The sequence below is a fragment of the Variovorax sp. GW821-FHT09D07 genome (genome assembly GCF_059416345.1).
The window spans coordinates 59,147-76,325 of sequence record NZ_JBWKOY010000013.1 but is presented as its reverse complement, the minus strand read 5'-3'; the positions used below and the strand labels follow the sequence as shown (position 1 = coordinate 76,325).

General features: G+C 68.7%; 17 protein-coding genes and 1 tRNA gene. 8 read left to right on the top strand and 10 right to left on the bottom strand.

The genetic code is table 11. The features are described from left to right. Positions 1–18: 18 nt before the first annotated feature. Both AC07OX_RS29605 and AC07OX_RS29600 read right to left on the bottom strand, forming a co-directional pair. The gene (locus AC07OX_RS29605; RefSeq protein WP_495263063.1) at positions 19–1,569 is read right to left on the bottom strand and encodes a 3,4-dehydroadipyl-CoA semialdehyde dehydrogenase; all 1,551 of its coding nucleotides are present in this window, start codon (positions 1,567–1,569) and stop codon (positions 19–21) included. Continuing rightward, positions 1,566–2,060, bottom strand: coding sequence for a 4-hydroxylaminobenzoate lyase (locus AC07OX_RS29600; protein ID WP_492738640.1), 495 nt, complete (start codon positions 2,058–2,060; stop codon positions 1,566–1,568). The genes AC07OX_RS29605 and AC07OX_RS29600 overlap by 4 nt, the downstream gene beginning before the upstream one ends. Before the next feature lie 168 nt (positions 2,061–2,228). Here AC07OX_RS29600 and AC07OX_RS29595 point away from each other — a divergent pair, with 168 nt between their 5' ends. From AC07OX_RS29595 to AC07OX_RS29575, 5 genes are all read left to right on the top strand, one after another. Then, positions 2,229–3,173 (top strand): helix-turn-helix transcriptional regulator, encoded by a 945-nt coding sequence (locus tag AC07OX_RS29595; protein WP_489062249.1) that lies wholly within the window; start codon positions 2,229–2,231, stop codon positions 3,171–3,173. A 456-nt stretch (positions 3,174–3,629) separates the two neighbouring features. Beyond that, complete coding sequence (boxC, locus tag AC07OX_RS29590; RefSeq protein ID WP_495263064.1) at positions 3,630–5,303, top strand: 2,3-epoxybenzoyl-CoA dihydrolase; 1,674 nt, start codon at positions 3,630–3,632, stop codon at positions 5,301–5,303. Positions 5,304–5,337: 34 nt separating this feature from the next. Further along, positions 5,338–6,765 (top strand): benzoyl-CoA 2,3-epoxidase subunit BoxB, encoded by a 1,428-nt coding sequence (gene boxB / locus AC07OX_RS29585; protein WP_062470322.1) that lies wholly within the window; start codon positions 5,338–5,340, stop codon positions 6,763–6,765. A gap of 50 nt (positions 6,766–6,815) precedes the next feature. After that, the gene (boxA, locus tag AC07OX_RS29580) at positions 6,816–8,096 is read left to right on the top strand and encodes a benzoyl-CoA 2,3-epoxidase subunit BoxA (protein WP_070061454.1); all 1,281 of its coding nucleotides are present in this window, start codon (positions 6,816–6,818) and stop codon (positions 8,094–8,096) included. A 10-nt stretch (positions 8,097–8,106) separates the two neighbouring features. Next, on the top strand, positions 8,107–8,553 hold the full coding sequence (locus AC07OX_RS29575) for a MaoC family dehydratase (RefSeq protein WP_062470325.1): 447 nt from the start codon (positions 8,107–8,109) through the stop codon (positions 8,551–8,553). Between the two features lie 97 nt (positions 8,554–8,650). Here AC07OX_RS29575 and AC07OX_RS29570 read toward each other — a convergent pair whose 3' ends face one another. Then, positions 8,651–9,124, bottom strand: a complete 474-nt coding sequence (locus AC07OX_RS29570) for an adhesin (protein WP_495263065.1) — start codon at positions 9,122–9,124, stop codon at positions 8,651–8,653. A gap of 249 nt (positions 9,125–9,373) precedes the next feature. On the opposite strand from AC07OX_RS29570, the gene AC07OX_RS29565 reads away from it, so the two are divergent. The 3 genes from AC07OX_RS29565 to AC07OX_RS29555 all read left to right on the top strand — a co-directional run bounded on the left by AC07OX_RS29565 (position 9,374) and on the right by AC07OX_RS29555 (position 10,866). Then, positions 9,374–9,835, top strand: a complete 462-nt coding sequence (locus AC07OX_RS29565) for an Rrf2 family transcriptional regulator (protein ID WP_495263066.1) — start codon at positions 9,374–9,376, stop codon at positions 9,833–9,835. After that, complete coding sequence (locus AC07OX_RS29560; protein WP_495263067.1) at positions 9,825–10,727, top strand: NAD(P)/FAD-dependent oxidoreductase; 903 nt, start codon at positions 9,825–9,827, stop codon at positions 10,725–10,727. The genes AC07OX_RS29565 and AC07OX_RS29560 overlap by 11 nt, the downstream gene beginning before the upstream one ends. A 63-nt stretch (positions 10,728–10,790) precedes the next feature. Next, a tRNA-Gly gene (locus tag AC07OX_RS29555) sits at positions 10,791–10,866 on the top strand. Between the two features lie 54 nt (positions 10,867–10,920). Here AC07OX_RS29555 and fahA read toward each other — a convergent pair. The 7 genes from fahA to AC07OX_RS29520 are packed head-to-tail and all read right to left on the bottom strand — an operon-like array spanning position 10,921 to position 17,143. Continuing rightward, complete coding sequence (gene fahA, locus AC07OX_RS29550) at positions 10,921–12,243, bottom strand: fumarylacetoacetase (protein ID WP_495263068.1); 1,323 nt, start codon at positions 12,241–12,243, stop codon at positions 10,921–10,923. 2 nt (positions 12,244–12,245) lie between these two features. After that, positions 12,246–13,052 (bottom strand): cyclase family protein, encoded by an 807-nt coding sequence (locus AC07OX_RS29545; RefSeq protein WP_062470343.1) that lies wholly within the window; start codon positions 13,050–13,052, stop codon positions 12,246–12,248. Positions 13,053–13,092: 40 nt separating this feature from the next. Continuing rightward, a complete protein-coding gene (locus AC07OX_RS29540; RefSeq protein WP_495263069.1) occupies positions 13,093–13,887 on the bottom strand; it encodes an ABC transporter permease in 795 nt (264 codons plus the stop codon). Continuing rightward, positions 13,884–14,654, bottom strand: coding sequence for an ABC transporter permease (locus AC07OX_RS29535; RefSeq protein WP_487850409.1), 771 nt, complete (start codon positions 14,652–14,654; stop codon positions 13,884–13,886). Before AC07OX_RS29535 ends, AC07OX_RS29540 begins: the two co-directional genes overlap by 4 nt. Next, entirely contained in the window at positions 14,647–15,432 is a 786-nt protein-coding gene (locus AC07OX_RS29530; RefSeq protein WP_495263070.1) for an ABC transporter ATP-binding protein, read from the bottom strand. Before AC07OX_RS29530 ends, AC07OX_RS29535 begins: the two co-directional genes overlap by 8 nt. After that, positions 15,429–16,376 (bottom strand): ABC transporter substrate-binding protein, encoded by a 948-nt coding sequence (locus AC07OX_RS29525; RefSeq protein ID WP_139703483.1) that lies wholly within the window; start codon positions 16,374–16,376, stop codon positions 15,429–15,431. The genes AC07OX_RS29530 and AC07OX_RS29525 overlap by 4 nt, the downstream gene beginning before the upstream one ends. Next, positions 16,373–17,143 carry a TetR/AcrR family transcriptional regulator gene (locus tag AC07OX_RS29520; protein ID WP_495263071.1) on the bottom strand — a complete coding sequence of 257 codons (771 nt, stop codon included), beginning with the start codon at positions 17,141–17,143 and terminating at the stop codon, positions 16,373–16,375. Before AC07OX_RS29520 ends, AC07OX_RS29525 begins: the two co-directional genes overlap by 4 nt. Between the last annotated feature and the right edge of the window lie 36 nt (positions 17,144–17,179).

Below are 17,179 nucleotides of genomic sequence, written 5' to 3'. Positions count from 1 at the left end.
GCCTGTGCGTGGCTGGCTCTAGAGGCCGAGGGCGGCGAGCACGCCGGGGCTCGCCTGCACCGCGCTCTTGCGGTGATAGAAGTCGAGCGCGCGCAGGCCGCCCAGTTCGGCGCCGCCGCCCGCGCGGCCGGGGCCGCCGTGCAGCGACATCGGCATCACGTTGCCGTGGCCGGTGTGGGCTTGCGCGACTTCGGGCGTGATGACGTGCACGCGACCGTGGCTCGGTGCGACCGACAGCGCGGCCTGGGCCAGCGCGGCATCGTCGCTGCCGTACAGCGAGGTGACGAGCGAGCCCTGGCCACGGTGCGCGAGCGCGATGCCGTGCGCGAGGTCGTTGTAGGGCAGCAGCGTGGCGACCGGGCCGAACACTTCCACGTCGTGCACGCGCTGTGCCGCATCGGCGTCGCGCGCGCCCAGCAGCACGGGGCCGATGCAGGCGGCCACGGCGGGGTCGGCGTCGATGAGGGGTTTGTTGCGGCTGTCGTGCAGCACGGTGGTTTGCGCGGCCAGCGCGTCGAGGCCGTCGCGCACCGCGTTCAGCTGCGCGCGACTCACTAGCGAACCCATGCGCACGTTCTCGTTGCGCGGGTTGCCGACCGTGACGCCCGCGAGCTTCGCGCCGATGGCTTCGGCGGCGGCGTCGTACATCTCGGCCGGCACCAGGATGCGGCGGATGGCGGTGCACTTCTGGCCCGACTTGACCGTCATCTCGCGCACCACTTCGCGCACGAGCAGGTTGAAGGCCTCGCTGCCGGGCGCGGCGCCGGGCAGCAGCAGGGCGCTGTTGAGGCTGTCGGCCTCGATGTTCACGCGCACCGAACGCTCGGCCACGGCCGGGTGCGAACGGATGATGGCGGCCGTCTCGGCCGAGCCGGTGAACGAGACCACGTCGAAGGGCTGGAGCTGGTCCATCAGGCCGGCCGAGCTGCCGCAGATGACCGACAGCGCGCCGGCCGGCAGCACGCCCGCATCGACCACGTCTTTCACCATGCGTTGCGTGAGCCAGGCGGTGGCCGTGGCGGGCTTCACGATCACGGGCACGCCCGACAGCAGCGCGGGCGCGGCCTTTTCCCACAGGCCCCACGAGGGGAAGTTGAAGGCGTTGATGAACAGCGCCACGCCGTGCGTCGGCACCTGCAGGTGCTGCGACTGGAACACCGGCTCCTTGCCGAGCTTCACGGCCTCGCCGTCGCGCAGCGCGCGCACGTCGCCGAGTGCATCGCCCCACTTGGCGTACTGGCCGAGCGTGAAGATCGCGCCGTCGATGTCGACGGCCGAGTCGTTCTTCACCGTGCCGCAGTTCGCGGTGGCGATCTCGTAGTACGCGTCGCGGTTCGCCTGCAGCACCTTCACGAGCGCGGCGAGCAGGCCGGCGCGCTGGCGGTAGGTGAGGGCGCGCAGCGCGCGGCCGCCTTGCTCACGCGCAAAGGCAAAAGCTTCGGGCAGGTCGAGGCCGGTGGCGTCGACGCGCGCGAGTTCGGTGCCGAGCACCGGGTCGAACAGGGGCGTGCCGGCGCCCGTGCCGCTTTGCCAGCGGCCGGCGACGTGGTTGGCGAGAAGGTCGGTCATGAAGTGAACTTGATCTGCCCTTCGGGCAGCAGGTAGAGGACGAGTGCGCGGCCCTGGGCCACGGTCGGGCGGTGTGCGGTGCCGGGCCCGTAGACGCACCAGCCCGCGGGCCGTCCGTCGAAGGTGGCGGCGGGGGTGTCGTCCAGCGGCATGATCAGGTCGATCTCGCCGTTCGGGTGCGTGTGGTGCGGGCCGGCGAGGTCCTGCATGTCGACCACGTCGACCGAGAAGCGGTGCAATGCGTCCTCGGCCTTGAAGACGCGGCCGTACTTGATGCCGCCGCCTTCGCGATCGCACAGCCAGCCTTCGGCGACGCCGCCGATGCAGGCCTGGCGCAGTTGCGCAAAACGGGCGCTGCCGGCGCCGTGGGTGGCGTTGAGCCACTGGTCGAGCGTGTCGTCCAGCGGCTGGCCGGCGATCTCGGCGGTCAGGTCGGCGATCAGCTGGTGAAATGCCGCCTTGCCGGTGGCGGGCGTGGGGGTGTCGGACATCGTGGGCCTCGAACGGATGAACTATCGACTTCTTGCAGGACGTCTGCGTGTGCAGTATCTTGCGTGTGATCGAACAATAAGCAGCGAGACAACAGGTGTCAAGCAATATAGTGCATCTATGGTGTTTACCCTGAGCGCGCACAATCCCGGCGAAGAACGAGGAATGGCATGAACGAGCATGTAGACGCGGTGCTGGCCACCGCGCCCGAGGGCGGCACCGGCAACCACGGCGCCGCCGTGGCCGGGGAGGCCAAGAACCCATTGCTGGTGGCACTGGGTGACCGCGTGCGCAACCTGCGCGCGCAGCGCGGCCTCACGCGCAAGGCGGTGGCCCTGGCGGCCGACGTGTCGGAGCGCCACCTGGCGAACCTGGAATACGGCATCGGCAACGCATCGATCCTGGTGCTGCAGCAGGTGGCCGGGGCGCTGCACTGCTCGCTGGCCGAGCTGGTGGGCGACGTGACGACCAGTTCGCCCGAGTGGCTGCTGATCCGCGAACTGCTCGAGCACCGCAGCGAGGCCGACCTGCGCCGCGTGCGCGTGGCGCTCGGCGAGATGCTGGGCACAGCCTCGGTCGACCCGGCGCGGCACCGGCGCATCGCGCTCGTGGGGCTGCGCGGCGCGGGCAAGTCGACGCTGGGCCAGATGCTGGCCGAAGACCTCGAAATTCCGTTCATCGAGCTGAGCCGCGAGATCGAGAAGCTCGCGGGCTGCAGCGTGCGCGAAATCCACGACCTGTACGGCACCAACGCCTACCGCCGCTACGAGCGCCGCGCGCTGGAAGAGGCGGTGCAGATCTACAGCGAGGTGGTCATCGCCACGCCCGGCGGCATCGTGTCCGACCCGGCCACCTTCAACGAGCTGCTGGCCCACTGCACCACCGTGTGGCTGCAGGCCGCGCCCGAAGAGCACATGGGCCGCGTGGCCGCGCAGGGCGACACCCGCCCGATGGCGGCCAGCAAGGAAGCCATGGAAGACCTGCGCCGCATCCTGAATGGGCGTGCCGCCTTTTATTCGAAGGCCGATCTGTCGGTCGATACCAGTGGAAAGACCTTGCCGCAGAGCTTTCAGGCGTTGCGCGCGGTCGCTCGGCAGTCGATGGGGCTGGCCTGAGTTTTCCGCTTGCTGGCGTTGGCGGCGTCGTTCAGGGCGACGCTCACGCCGACGGGGTACCTTGCTCCGCGAATGTCCCCCGGCCTGCGGCCTCCTCCTTGATTTCGCTGCGCAAGGCACCCCATCGGCGTGAGCGTTTCAGAGCAGTTGTTGATCGGCCGTGAACCGACCGCGTGCCCCCGTGCGCAGGGCACTGGGTGCTTCCCGCAGCGAAATCAAGGAGGAGGGCGAAGCCCGGGGGACATTCGCGGAGGGAAGTACCCGGTGTCCTGCGCACGCCCCCTGATCCGTCGTGCGCCCCGCACAAGCCCTGCCCGATCCTGAAATCTGAAAAAAAGCACAACAGGCATTGACTTGCCTGTTTGCATGCAGCATGATGCATGTCATCGGAACAAGGAAGTGCATTATTATTCCTGTTCACGGTTTTCTGAACACAGCCCCACAGGAGACTTCCGCATGACCGACACCACGCTCCAGGCGCCCCAGCGCGTCGACTACCGCATCGAACCCGCCCAGTACCGCCACTGGTCGCTGAGCTTCGACGGCGCCATTGCGCGCCTCACGCTCGACATCGCGGAAGACGGCGGCATCCGCCCCGGCTACAAGCTCAAGCTCAACAGCTACGACCTGGGCGTGGACATCGAGCTGAACGACGCGCTCAACCGCATCCGCTTCGAGCATCCCGAAGTGCGCAGCGTGATCGTCACCAGCGGCAAGGACCGCATCTTCTGCTCCGGCGCCAACATCTTCATGCTCGGCGTTTCCAGCCACGCCTGGAAGGTGAACTTCTGCAAGTTCACCAACGAGACGCGCAACGGCATGGAAGACACCTCCAGGCACTCGGGCCTGAAGTTCCTCGCGGCTGTGAACGGCGCCTGCGCCGGCGGCGGTTACGAGCTGGCACTGGCCTGCGACGAAATCCTGCTGGTCGACGACCGCTCCTCGTCCGTCTCGCTGCCCGAAGTGCCCCTGCTCGGCGTGCTGCCCGGCACCGGCGGCCTGACCCGCGTGACCGACAAGCGCCACGTGCGCCACGACCTCGCCGACATCTTCTGCACCAGCGTCGAAGGCGTGCGAGGCCAGCGCGCGGTCGACTGGCGCCTGGTCGATGCCGTGGCCAAGCCCGCGCAGTTCCCCGCCGCCGTGCAGGAACGCGCCACGCAACTCGCCGCCGGCAGCGACCGCCCCGCCGGCGCCAAGGGCGTGGCCCTGACCCGCGTCGAGCGCACCGACAGCGCCGACGGCATCGCGTATGCCAACGTCAACGTGCAGATCGACCGCAGCAAGCGCACCGCGACGATCACCGTGAAGGCACCCACCGGCGCGCAGCCGGCCGACATCGCCGCCATCGAAGCCGCCGGCGCCGCATGGTGGCCGCTGGCCGTGTGCCGCGAACTCGATGACGCCATCCTCAACCTGCGCACCAACGAACTCGACGTCGGCACCTGGCTGCTCAAGACCGAAGGCGACGCCGCCGCCGTGCTCGCATCCGATGCCGTGATGTTCGCGAACAAGGACCACTGGCTGGTGCGCGAAACCATCGGCGGCCTGCGCCGCACGCTGGCGCGCCTCGATGTGTCGTCGCGCAGCCTGTTCGCGCTGGTCGAGGCCGGCTCGTGCTTCGCCGGCACGCTGGCCGAACTGGCCTTCGCGGCCGACCGCACCTACATGCTCGCGCTGCCCGACGACGCCGCGCGCGCACCGAAGCTCACGCTCAACGAATTCAACTTCGGCTTCTTCCCGATGGTGAACGACCAGAGCCGCCTGCAGCGCCGCTTCTATGAAGAGACCGCGCCGCTCGAAGCCGCGCGCGCCGCCGCCGGCCAGGCGCTCGACGCCGACGAAGCCGTGAAGCTCGGCCTCGTGACCGCCGCGCCCGACGACATCGACTGGGACGACGAGATCCGCATCGCCATCGAAGAGCGCGCCGCCATGTCGCCCGACGCACTCACCGGCCTCGAAGCCAACCTGCGCTTCGCGAGCAAGGAGAACATGGCCACCCGCATCTTCGGCCGCCTCACGGCCTGGCAGAACTGGATCTTCAACCGCCCCAACGCCGTCGGCGAAAAGGGCGCCTTGAAGGTCTACGGCACCGGCCAGAAAGCCGGCTTCGACCTGAACCGCGTTTGAGCACAGAGCAGTCCGCACAACCCAAGGAACAACGATGAGCACGATCAACTACAGCGAGAAGATCCCCAACAACGTCAACCTCGGCGAAGACCGCACGCTGCAGCGCGCGCTCGAAGGCTGGCAGCCCAACTTCATCAACTGGTGGGACGACGTGGGCCCCGAGGGCTCGACCAACCACGAGGTGTACCTGCGCACCGCCGTGAGCGTCGACCCGCAGGGCTGGGCGCAGTTCGGCCACGTGAAGATGCGCGATTACCGTTGGGGCATCTTCCTGAACCCGGGCGACGCCAACCGCGAAGTGCACTTCGGCGACCACAAGGGCGAGAAGGTCTGGCAGGACGTGCCCGGCGAACACCGCGCCAACCTGCGCCGCATCATCGTCACGCAGGGCGACACCGAGCCCGCGTCGGTCGAGCAGCAGCGCCACCTGGGCCTCACGGCGCCGTCGATGTACGACCTGCGCAACCTGTTCCAGATCAACGTCGAAGAAGGCCGCCACCTGTGGGCCATGGTCTACCTGCTGCAGAAGCACTTCGGCCGCGACGGCCGCGAAGAGGCCGACGCGCTGCTGCAGCGCACCTCGGGCGACGCCAACAACCCGCGCATCCTGGGCGCCTTCAACGAGAAGACGCCCGACTGGCTCGCGTTCTTCATGTTCACCTACTTCACCGACCGCGACGGCAAGTTCCAGCTGGCCGCGCTGGCCGAGAGCGCGTTCGACCCGCTGGCGCGCACCACGAAGTTCATGCTGACCGAAGAGGCGCACCACATGTTCGTGGGCGAGAGCGGCGTGTCGCGCGTCATCGCGCGCACCGCGCAGGTCATGAACGAGCTCAAGACCGACGACGCGCAGAAGATCCGCGCCGCCGGCTGCATCGACCTGGGCACCATCCAGCGCTACCTGAACTTCCACTACTCGGTGACCATCGACCTGTTCGGCGCCGACCAGTCGAGCAACGCCGCCATCTTCTACAGCTCGGGCCTGAAGGGCCGCTACGAAGAAGGCAAGCGCGACGACGATCACGTGCTCAAGGGCCAGACCTACAAGGTGCTCGAGGTCAAGGACGGCCAGCTCGTCGAGAAGGACGTGCCGATGCTCAACGCCCTGAACGAAGTGCTGCGCGACGACTTCATCAAGGACTCGGTGGCCGGCGTCGGCCGCTGGAACAAGGTGCTCGAGAAGGCCGGCATTCCCACCCGCCTGGTCGTGCCGCACAAGGCCTTCAACCGCCAGATCGGCGCACTCGCCGGCATCAAGATGTCGCCCGAGGGCCGCGTGGTGAACGACATCGAATGGGCCGCCAAGCGCGACGAATGGCTGCCGAGTTCCGAAGACTTCGCTTTCGTGGCATCGTTGATGGGCCGCGTGATCGAGCCGGGCAAGTTCGCAGGCTGGATCTCGCCGCCGGTGATGGGCATCAACCGCCAGCCCGTCGATTTCGAGTACGTGCGTTTCGGCTGAGCACCTGGATATGAAGCCCTCGTCCCCACGGCGAGGGCATGGAGAACAACATGGACATGGTCGTTGAAGCCGGGGTCATCAAGCAGCACCTGATCGACCCCGAGATCTGCATCCGCTGCAACACCTGCGAGGCGACCTGCCCCGTGAATGCGATCACGCACGACGACAACAACTATGTCGTGCGTGCGGACGTCTGCAATGGCTGCATGGCCTGCATCTCGCCGTGCCCCACGGGCTCGATCGACAACTGGCGCACCATGCCGCTGGTGCGTGCGTACACCATCGAAGAACAGCTCACGTGGGAAGAACTCCCCGCCGAGCTCTCGCCCGAGGAACTCGAGGCGGCGGGCGTGTCCGGCGCCGCCGCCGAGGCCGCGGAAGTGCCTGCCCAGACGCAGGCCCAGGCTGCCGTGCAGGGCACCGAGCCCGCCTTCAATTCCGCGCAGTACGGCGCCAGCGTGCCGCCCTGGTCGGCCGCGCACGCCTACACCAACCTCTTTCCGCCGAAGACGCCGACCACCGCCACCGTGGTGGGCAACTTCAACTGCACCGAGGCCGGCTTCGACAGCGAGACGCACCACATCGTGCTCGACTTCGGCGTGGTGCCGTTCCCGGTGCTCGAAGGCCAGTCGATCGGCATCGTGCCGCCGGGCGTCGATGCCATCGGCAAGCGCCACCATGCGCGCCAGTACTCGGTGGCCAGCCCGCGCAACGGCGAGCGGCCCGGCTACAACAACGTCTCGCTCACCGTGAAGCGCGTCACCGAGGACCACGAAGGTGACCCGGTGCGCGGCGTGTGCTCCAACTACGTGTGCGACCTCAAGGTGGGCGACACGGTGCAGGTGGTGGGGCCCTTCGGCGCCTCGTTCCTGATGCCGAACCACCCCAAGTCGCACATCGTGATGATCTGCACCGGCACCGGCAGCGCGCCCATGCGCGCCATGACCGAATGGCGCCGCCGCCTGCGCAAGAGCGGCAAGTTCGAAGGCGGCAAGCTCATGCTGTTCTTCGGCGCACGCACGCAGCAGGAACTGCCGTACTTCGGCCCGCTGCAATCGCTGCCGAAAGACTTCATCGACATCAACTTCGCGTTCTCGCGCACGCCGGGCCAACCCAAGCGCTACGTGCAGGACCTGATGCGCGAACGCGCCGCCGACCTGGCCGCGCTGCTCAAGGACGGCGCCAGCCACTTCTACGTGTGCGGCCTCAAGAGCATGGAAGAGGGCGTGGTGCTCGCACTGCGCGACGTGGCGAAGGAAGCGGGGCTCGACTGGGATACGGTGGGCGCCGCGCTGAAGCGCGAAGGCCGTCTGCACCTCGAAACGTACTAAGCTGCGGCGGATGCAGTTCGCCGACTTCCATGCAGGCCAGGTCATCGAGGCCGGGCCGTATGTGCTCACCGAAGCCGAACTCGTGCAGTTCGCGCGGGCCTACGACCCGCAGTGGTTCCACACCGACGCCGAGGCGGCCGCCGGCAGCCCGTTCGGCGGGCTCATCGCGAGCGGCTGGCACACCTGCTCGATCGCGATGCGGCTGGTGGTCGAGGCGGCGCTGGCGGGTTCTGAATCGTTCGCGTCGCCCGGGCTCGAACACGTGCGCTGGCCGAACCCCGTGCGGCCCGGCGATGCGCTGCGGCTCGTGGCCGACGTGATCGAGGTGCGCCGCTCCGAGAAGCGCCCCACGCTCGGCATCCTGCGCTGGCGCTGGCGGCTGTTCAACCAGCGCGCGCTGGTGGTGCTCGACACCGAAGTCACCAGCCTCTTCAAGCTGCCTGCCCCCGACCTCTGAACGACACAAGCCCGCAACGCTTTGGCGCTGCGGGCTTGATTACTTGCGGAGCGATGCGCTGCAACAGCCGCGTCCGGCCGCTGCAGCTTGGACCTGCTTACTTCTTGTGCAGGTCGACCGCGCCCGAGCCCTGGGCCTTGCCGCTCGCCTTGGCGCCGGCCGTGGCCGGTTTCACGGCGCCGCCCACGGCGCCAGCGGCACCGGTCGCGCTGTTCACGGTGCTGCCCACGGTGTTGGTCACACCGCCGACGGCCTGCGTCGCGCCGCCCACGGCGCCGGTGGCACCGCCGACCGCACCCGTGGCCGTGCCGAGCACGCCACCGACGGCATTGCCCACGCCGCCGGTCGCGCCGGAGGTGGAGGTGTCCGCGTTGGCATCGGCCGACGCACCGGCCTGCGTGCGTGCGCCTGCGGCGCCGCCTTGCGTCGCGCCGGTGCTGCCCGAGGCCTTCACATCGGCGTTGACCCCCACGCCGACCCCGACGCCTTGCGCCTGGGCCGTCCCGCCGAGGGCCAGCAGGCCCGCCAGCATGGCGCCGATGAAGATGCGGTTGGTTGCATGTGTAGTCATGAGTGACAGTTCCTTTCGTTGCTGAGTCACGGTTTGCAGAACCGACCGGGGTTCGATCGATTCGGGGGCAACCATGACGGGCCGGCAGGTTGTCGCCATGTGCGGCGCGTTCGCTCGACGCTGTGGGAATCGGCCGTCGGCGGAATCGGGGGCTCGTGCGTTAGGGCGGCGTTTGCAAATCCCCGCCCGATCCGGGGTTTCTTGGCGCGACGTGCCATGCCATCGAAAACATGCAACTCATAATGTTGCATGAAACGAGACAGCAAGCTTTCCGGCGTGCTCCACGTGCTGCTGCACATGGCCGAGCTGGACGCCCCCATCACCTCCGAGGCGCTCGCCGCGGCGATGCAGACCAACCCCGTGGTCGTGCGACGGCTCATGGCGGGGCTGCGGCAGGCCGGCTTCGTCAGCTCGGCCAAGGGGCATGGCGGCGGCTGGGTGCTGTCGTGTTCGTTGAATTCGGTGACGCTGGGTGACATCCACAACGCCGTCGGCGCGCCTGCGCTGCTGGCCATGGGCAACCGCACCGAGAGCCCGGGCTGCATCGTCGAGCAGGCGGTGAACGCGGCGCTCGACGGGGCGTGCCAGGAGGCCGAGGCGCTGCTACTGCGGCGGCTCAACGGGATCACGCTGGCCGATCTCTCCAGGGACTTTCATCGCCGCATGACGGGTGGCGGCTTCACCGCGAAGGACATCGCACATGCGCCATGACGCACTCATCGTGGGCGGCAGCTTTGCCGGCCTCTCCGCCGCCATGCAACTGGCGCGCGCACGCAGGAAGGTCTGCGTGGTCGACGCGGGGGCGCCGCGCAACCGCTTCGCCGCGGCCTCGCATGGCTTCTTCGGGCAGGACGGCATGCCGCCGCTGCAGATGATTGCCGATGCGCGCGACAAGCTGCTCGCTTATCCGTCGGTCACCTTCGTCGAAGGCACGGTGACCGCAGCGACGGCCGATGGCGCGGAGGGCTTCACGGTCTTGTTGAACAGCGGGGAACAGCTGTCGACGCGCAAGCTGCTGCTGGCCTTCGGCGTGCAGGACGGCCTGCCGGACATCGCGGGCCTCGGCGAGCGCTGGGGGAAGAGCGTGCTGCACTGTCCTTATTGCCACGGCTACGAGTTCGGCGACCGTCCGCTGGGCATGCTCTTTCACAGCGCGCACCCGCCGGACCACGCGCTGCTGATCGCCGAGTGGGGCCCGACCACGCTCTTCCTGAATGGTGAGGAAGGGCCAGATGCCGAGGCACGCGCCCGGCTGCAATCACGCGGCGTGGCCGTGGAGCCCGGGCGCATCGCCGGCCTCGAAGGGCACGGGACGGACCTCGCGACCATGCGCCTGGACGACGGCCGGCGCGTGCCGATCGAGGCGCTGTTCGTGGCGCCGCACACGCGGCCGACCAGTGCGCTGGCCGAGCAGCTGGGCTGCGCGTTCGACGACGGCCCCACGGGCCCGGTGCTGCGCGTCGATGCGATGAAGACGACCACGGTGCCCGGCGTGTATGCGGCGGGCGATGTGGCGATGGCTTTTTCCAACGCCACGCTGGCCTCGGCCGACGGGCTGTTCGCCGGGGTGTCGATGCACCGCGCGCTGGTGTTCGGCGCCTGATTTCAAATTTTTTCGGGGGAGGGTGGCAAACCGCCTCAAACCACCCTATAATCTGAGGCTCACGCGGGAATAGCTCAGTTGGTAGAGCGCAACCTTGCCAAGGTTGAGGTCGAGAGTTCGAGACTCTTTTCCCGCTCCAAATCGCATGAAAAGGCCACCTCACCAGGTGGCCTTTTTCATTGGCGCGTCGCTTTCAACCTCGCGCCGGCAGCACGGTCCCCCGGCTCTCGCCGAAACCGATGCGCGCATGGCCGGGCTTTTCGCACCAGCCGCGCAGCAGCACCGCATCCCCGTCTTCCAGGAATCCGCGCGTCTCGCCGTTGGCCAGCGTCACCGGGGTTTGGGCCGCGCGGGTCAGCTCGATGATCGCGCCGGCCTCGCCCTCGCCGGGGCCCGAGATGGTGCCGCTGCCGAACAGGTCGCCCGGGTTCAGGCTGCAGCCGCCCACCGTGTGGTGCGCCACCATCTGCGCAATGCTCCAGTACTGGTGCCGGAAGCTCGTGCCCGACAGGCGCGACGGCCCGGTCTTCTGCTGGCGCGCTGTCTCGCTTTCGAGCCACACCTCGAGCCGGATGTCGAGCGCGCCGCCTTCGCGGTTCGCGCTGCTCTCCAGGTACGCCAGCGGTTGCGGCTCGTTCACGGGCCGCGTCCACGCCTGGCGGTAGGGCGCCAGCGCTTCCATCGTCACGATCCACGGCGAGATCGTGGTGGCGAAGTTCTTTGCAAGGAAGGGCCCGAGCGGCGCCATTTCCCAGAACTGGATGTCGCGCGCCGACCAGTCGTTGAGCAGGCAGAGACCGAAGATGTGGTCTTCCGCGCGCGCGAGCGGAATCGCCTCGCCCTGCGCATTGCCCTGGCCGATCCACACGCCCAGCTCCAGCTCGTAATCGAGCCGCGCGCAGGCCTGGTAGGTCGGCGCCTTCGCGCCGGGTGCCATGGCCTGGCCCATCGGCCGGTGAAAGCGCTGGCCGCTCACGCCGATGGTGGACACGCGCCCGTGGTATGCCGTCGGCACCCAGCGGAAGTTGGGCGTGACGTCGCCGTCGGGGTTCATCAGGCGGCTGATGTTCAGTGCATGGTCGATCGAGGTGTAGAAGTCGGTGTAGTCGCCGATGCGCGCGGGCACGGTGTATTCGACCTCGGCCTGCGGCACGAGGCAGCCGCGCAGGTCGTCCGCCGTCGCGGCCGGCGCATCGCTGTGCAGCAGTGCGAAGACCGCATGGCGCAGCGCCTGCCAGGCGGGCGGGCCGAGCGCGAAGAAATCGTTCAGCGCGGGCAGGGCGGCGGCGCGCGCCGCATCGAGCGCCAGGCCGTCGACGTGTGAGCCCGCGGCCAGCGCCGCGAGGTCGAGCACCTGGTCGCCGATGGCCACGCCGCCGCGAAACGGCTCGGGGCTGCCGGTGCGGCGGAACATCGCATACGGCAGGTTCTGGATCGGAAAGTCGCTGCCCGCGACGTTGGCCGAGGCGACCCAGCTGCGGGCGCCAACGTCGTGCGTGTGGTTGAGTTCGATCATGTTTACACCGACGCCATCAGCGCGTCATCGAAGATCGCCACCGCGCGCGTCCAGCCCGCCGACGCGCCGCGGATCTTGTGCGGGAAGCAGCTGATGAAAAAGCCCGTGGGCGGCAGCACCTCGAGGTTGTGCAGCTTCTCGATGTGGCAGTAGCCGATGTCGCGCCCGGCCTTGTGGCCTTCCCAGATGAGCGAGGCGTCGTGCGTCTCGCCGTATTTCTTCGCGGTGTGCACGAAGGGCGCGTCCCAGCTCCAGGCGTCGGTGCCCGTGAGGCGCACGCCGCGCTCCAGCAGGTACATCGTGGCTTCGTAGCCCATGCCCGCGCCGGCCGACACGTAGTCGGGGTTGCCGTAGCGCGAGCCGGCGCGCGTGTTGACCACCACGATCTCCAGCGGGCTCAGCGTATGGTTGATGCGTTTCAGCTCAGCCTCGACATCGGCCGCTGTGACCACGTAACCGTCGGCGAAGTGGCGAAAGTCGAGCTTCACGCCGGGCTGGAAGCACCATTCGAGCGGCACGTCGTGGATGGCGATGGCGGGCTTTTTCTCGCCCAGCGCCTTGTCCATCGTCGAGTGAAAGTGATAGGGCGCGTCGAGGTGCGTGCCGTTGTGCGTGGACAGCTGCACCAGTTCCACGGCCCAGCCTTCGCCGTCGGGCAGGTCTTCTTTCTTCAGGCCGGGAAAGAAGGGCTCGATCTGCTCGAAGGTGTTGTCGTGCGTGAAGTACTGGATCTTCGGCGCAAAGGCCGGCGGATCGGACAGCACGTCGTTTTCGAGAAAGATCGACAGGTCGACGAACTTGCGTGGCATGGCGAGGCTCCTTGTGGGGTGTTGGATTGGAGGGAATTGGTCAGGGCTGCTGCCAGCGCAGCAGGCGCTTTTCGGCCAAGGCCAGCAGCGCGTTGCTCACGAAGCCGATGAGCCCGAGCAGCACGATGCCGGCGAACAGATCGCTGGCGCGGAAGGCGCGCGCCGCCAGCAGGATGGCCTGGCCCAGGCCGCTTTGCGAGGCGATCATTTCGCCCACCACCGCGACGATGAGCGCGATGGTCAACGCCAGCCGCATGCCGGCCAGGATGTCGGGCATGGCGTTGGGCAGGCCCATCTTCCAGATGTACGCGGTGCGCGACATCTGCAGGCAGCGCGCCACCTCCGACAGGCGCGGCTCCACCGCGGCGAAGCCGTGCACCGTGGCCAACAGCACCGGCCACATCGCGCCGAAGGCGACCACGAACAGCACCATGCCGGGGTTCAGCCCGAAGATCGAAATGGCCAGCGGCAGCAGCGCCGAGGCGGGCAGCGGGCGGATGAACTCCAGCGTCGGCTGCACCCACGCGCGCACCGCGGGCGACACGCCGATGGCTGCGCCCAGCAGCACGCCGAAGAGCGAGGCGAGCAACCAGCCTTCGACCATGCGGCCCACCGTGGCCTGCGTGAAGGCCAGCAGTTCGCCGTTGCCATCGTTGCCCGAAGAGAGATTGAGCCCTTCGAGCAGGCTCGCGAAGGTGGCCTGCGGCGTCGGCAGGAACACGCGGCTGACCCAGCCCGCGTTGCTCGCCACCCACCACAGCGCAACCAGCGCGAGCAGCACGCCCACGGAGCCCAGCCACCCCAGACCCAGTCGGTCGTTGCGGTTGTTGTTCATGGCTGCACCCCCATGCGGCGCGCGACCAGGGATTGCAGGCGCACCATGCCCGCGTTGACCGCGAAGCCCACCACGCCGATCCAGCCCAGCCACGCGAGCATCAGCGCGGGGTCGAAGCTCTGCTGCGCGATCATCATCGCGTAGCCCATGCCGTGCGGATTGGCGGCGATCTCGACCGTCACGGCCACCACCAGCGCCACCGCCACACCGAGGCGCAGCGCGACGAACAGGCGAGGCACGATGGCCGGCAGCACGATCTTGAAGGCACGTTCGCGCGCCGACAGCCCGAGCACGCGGCTCACCTCGAGCAGCCGGGGCTCGATCTGCTGCACCGCCGACTGCACCAGCACCAGCAGCGGCCAGAAGGTGGCGAAGGCGACGATGGCCACTTCCATGCGCACGCCGAAACCGAAGCCCAGCATCGCAAGCGGGATCAGCGCGACCGACGGCACGGGGCGCAGCACCTCGATGGACACGGCGCCCAGCTGCGCCGCACGGCGCGAGAGCCCGAGCACCAGCCCGAATGCAATGCCGAGCACCGCACCCAGCAGCAGGCCCAGTGCCGCCGTGCCCAGCGTGAAGCCCGTGGCCTGCCAGAGCGAGCCGTCCATGGCCGCGCCGACAAAGGCCTTGGCGGCCGCGCTGGGCGGTGCAAGCGCATCGCTGCCCAACGCCGCCGCGCGCCGCGCGTACCACTCGAAGGCGCCGACCAGCAGCGCGGGAAACACCCACGGCCGCAGCCAGCGAAAGAGACGGCCTTCAGTCATGACCCTGCTCGATGAAGGCGAACAGCTCACGCCGCAACTGCAGGTATTCCGGATGCTCCTTCGTCGTGAGCTGGTCGCGCGGACGCGGGATCTTCACGTCGATCATCCGCGCCAGGCTCGGCCGTCCCGGCCCGGGATTGGCCTGCAGCGCGATCACGCGGTCGCCGAGGTAGATGGCTTCTTCCAGGTCGTGCGTGACGAACAGCACCGTGAGCCCGTCGTCGCGCACCAGCCGCGCGAGCTCGTCCTGCAGGCTCTGGCGCGTGAGTGCATCGAGCGCGCCGAAGGGCTCGTCCATCATCATCAGCTCGGGCTTCTGCGCGAGGCAGCGCGCAATCTGCGCGCGCTGCTGCATGCCGCCCGACAGCTGCACCGGAAACTTGTGCGCGTGCTTCGCGAGCCCGACCTTGCCGAGCACGTCGGCAATGCACGGCGCGCGCTCGGCGGCGGGCACGCCGGCCGCTTCGAGCGCCAGGCTCACATTGCCTTCGACCGTGCGCCACGGCAGCAGCGCGCGGCCGTAGTCCTGGAACACGAAGGCCACTTCGCGCGAGGGCGCCGTCATCGGCACGCCCTTGCGCCGCACCTCGCCGGCGCTGGCCGTGACGAGGCCGCTGGCCGCGCGCAGCAGCGTGGTCTTGCCGCAGCCGCTCGGGCCGACGATGCAGACGAACTCGCCGCGCGCCACGTCGAAGGACGTGGGCGACAGGATCTCGCGCCCGCCGAGGCGGATGGTGACGCCGTCGAAGCGCAAAAAGGAATCGGCGGCCGCGCTCACTTGGCGATCAGCTTCGCAACGTCGATGTTCGTCTTGAGCATGTCCTGCTCCTTCATGAGCCCGGTCCAGTAGCCCAGTTGCTTGTCGGTGACCACGGGGCCGGGCGGCGAGACCTGCACCTTGGCGAGCACCTCGGGCGGCAGCTTGATGTACTTGCCGATGGCCGTGCGCACCTTCGCGTCGTTCTTCGGCTGCTGGATGAAGGCGCCGGCCTCGACCAGCGCCTCGCGGAAGGCGCGCGCCGTGGCGGGGTTCTTCGCCACCCACTCGCGCTTGGCCGCGTGCACGATGGTCTGGTTGTTCTCGGGCAGGAAGGTCGAGTAGTACGAGGCCACGTAGCCCGCGCCGCTCTCGGTGATGCGGCTCATGAACGGGTCGGCCGACACCACCGCGTCGACCGAGCCGCCGCGCAGCAGGTCGGCATGCTGCGGGAACGCGGCCTCGATGAAATTGACCTTGCGGTAGTCGACGCCGCTGTCCTTCAGCCACGCACGGAAGGTCACGTGCAGGAAGGCACCGAGCCCCGGCACGCCGATCTTCTTGCCCACGCAGTCCTGCGCGCTCTTGATGCCCGAGCCCGCGCGTGCCACGAGGCCGAAGCCCGTGATCGTCTTCGAAGTGAGGCCGCCGCCGGCCACCAGCACGAGGTCGAGCCCGCCGTCCACCGCCTGCAAGAACACCGAGGGCGTGGGCCCGCCGATCTGCAGCGAGTCGGACTGCAGCGCGGCCGGGATGGTGGAGTTCAGCGGAATGAACTTCAGCTCCACGTCGAGGCTGCGCTTCTTGAAGTAGCCCTCTTCGGCCGCCACGAAGACCGAGGCGAAGTCGGTCACCGCCGTGTAGCCGAACACGATCTTCGGGTGGGCCTGCTGTGCGCGCGAAGGCAACGAGGCGGTGGCCGATGCGGCCGCGAGCGCCGACAGCAGGGTGCGTCTTTTCATCATGGCTGGGGTCTCCTGGGGATGGTCTTTTTCGTGCGTGAGGACTTGGCGGCGGGGGCTTTCGATGCCGCCTTCGGTTTCGGCAGCGCGGCGCGCAGCCCGCCGACGATGAAGTTCACGAGCATCGGCGCCGCGGCCGGGTCGGCGCGCGTGTTCTCGCCGCGCGAGAGCCGCTCGATGCGGCTGTCGTTCAGGTGGTGCAGCAGCGCGCCCAGCGCGAACTGGTAGCCCCACGCGACCTGGCTGCGCGAAACGTGCGGCAGCGCCACGTGCAGTGCGTCGATGTAGGCCTCGGCCAGCGGGTCGAAGTAGCCGCGCAGCACGCGGTCGGCTTCCTCGGTGGCGTGGTACAGCTCGCGCGCCACCAGCAGTGCGTAGTACTCGCCCTCGGTGCTCGCGCGCAGCGCCAGCACGGGCGCGGTGAAGGCCTCGATGATGCGCGGCAGCGTGCGCGCGTCGTCGGGGTCGATGGTCACGGCCGCCAGGCGCGCCAGTCGCTCCTCGATGGTGTGGCTCCAGTGTTCGAAGATCGCGTGGAACAGCTCGTGCTTCGGGCCGAAGTAGTAGCCCACCAGCGCGAGCGGCACGCCGGCTTCTTCGGCGATCTGGCGGATCGTCACCGCGTGGTAGCCGTGCTGCGCGAAGAGCTTCTCGGCCGCCAGCAGGATCGCCTGGCGGCGGTCGGGTCGCGCGGGCTCGGGCGCGACGGTCGGGGCGCGTGATGCAGGCGAGGCGCTGCGTTTTCGGGCCGGCGGTGTGCGAGCGTTCATGGGGGCGTATTGAACGGCTGTACAAAAATGTTGAAC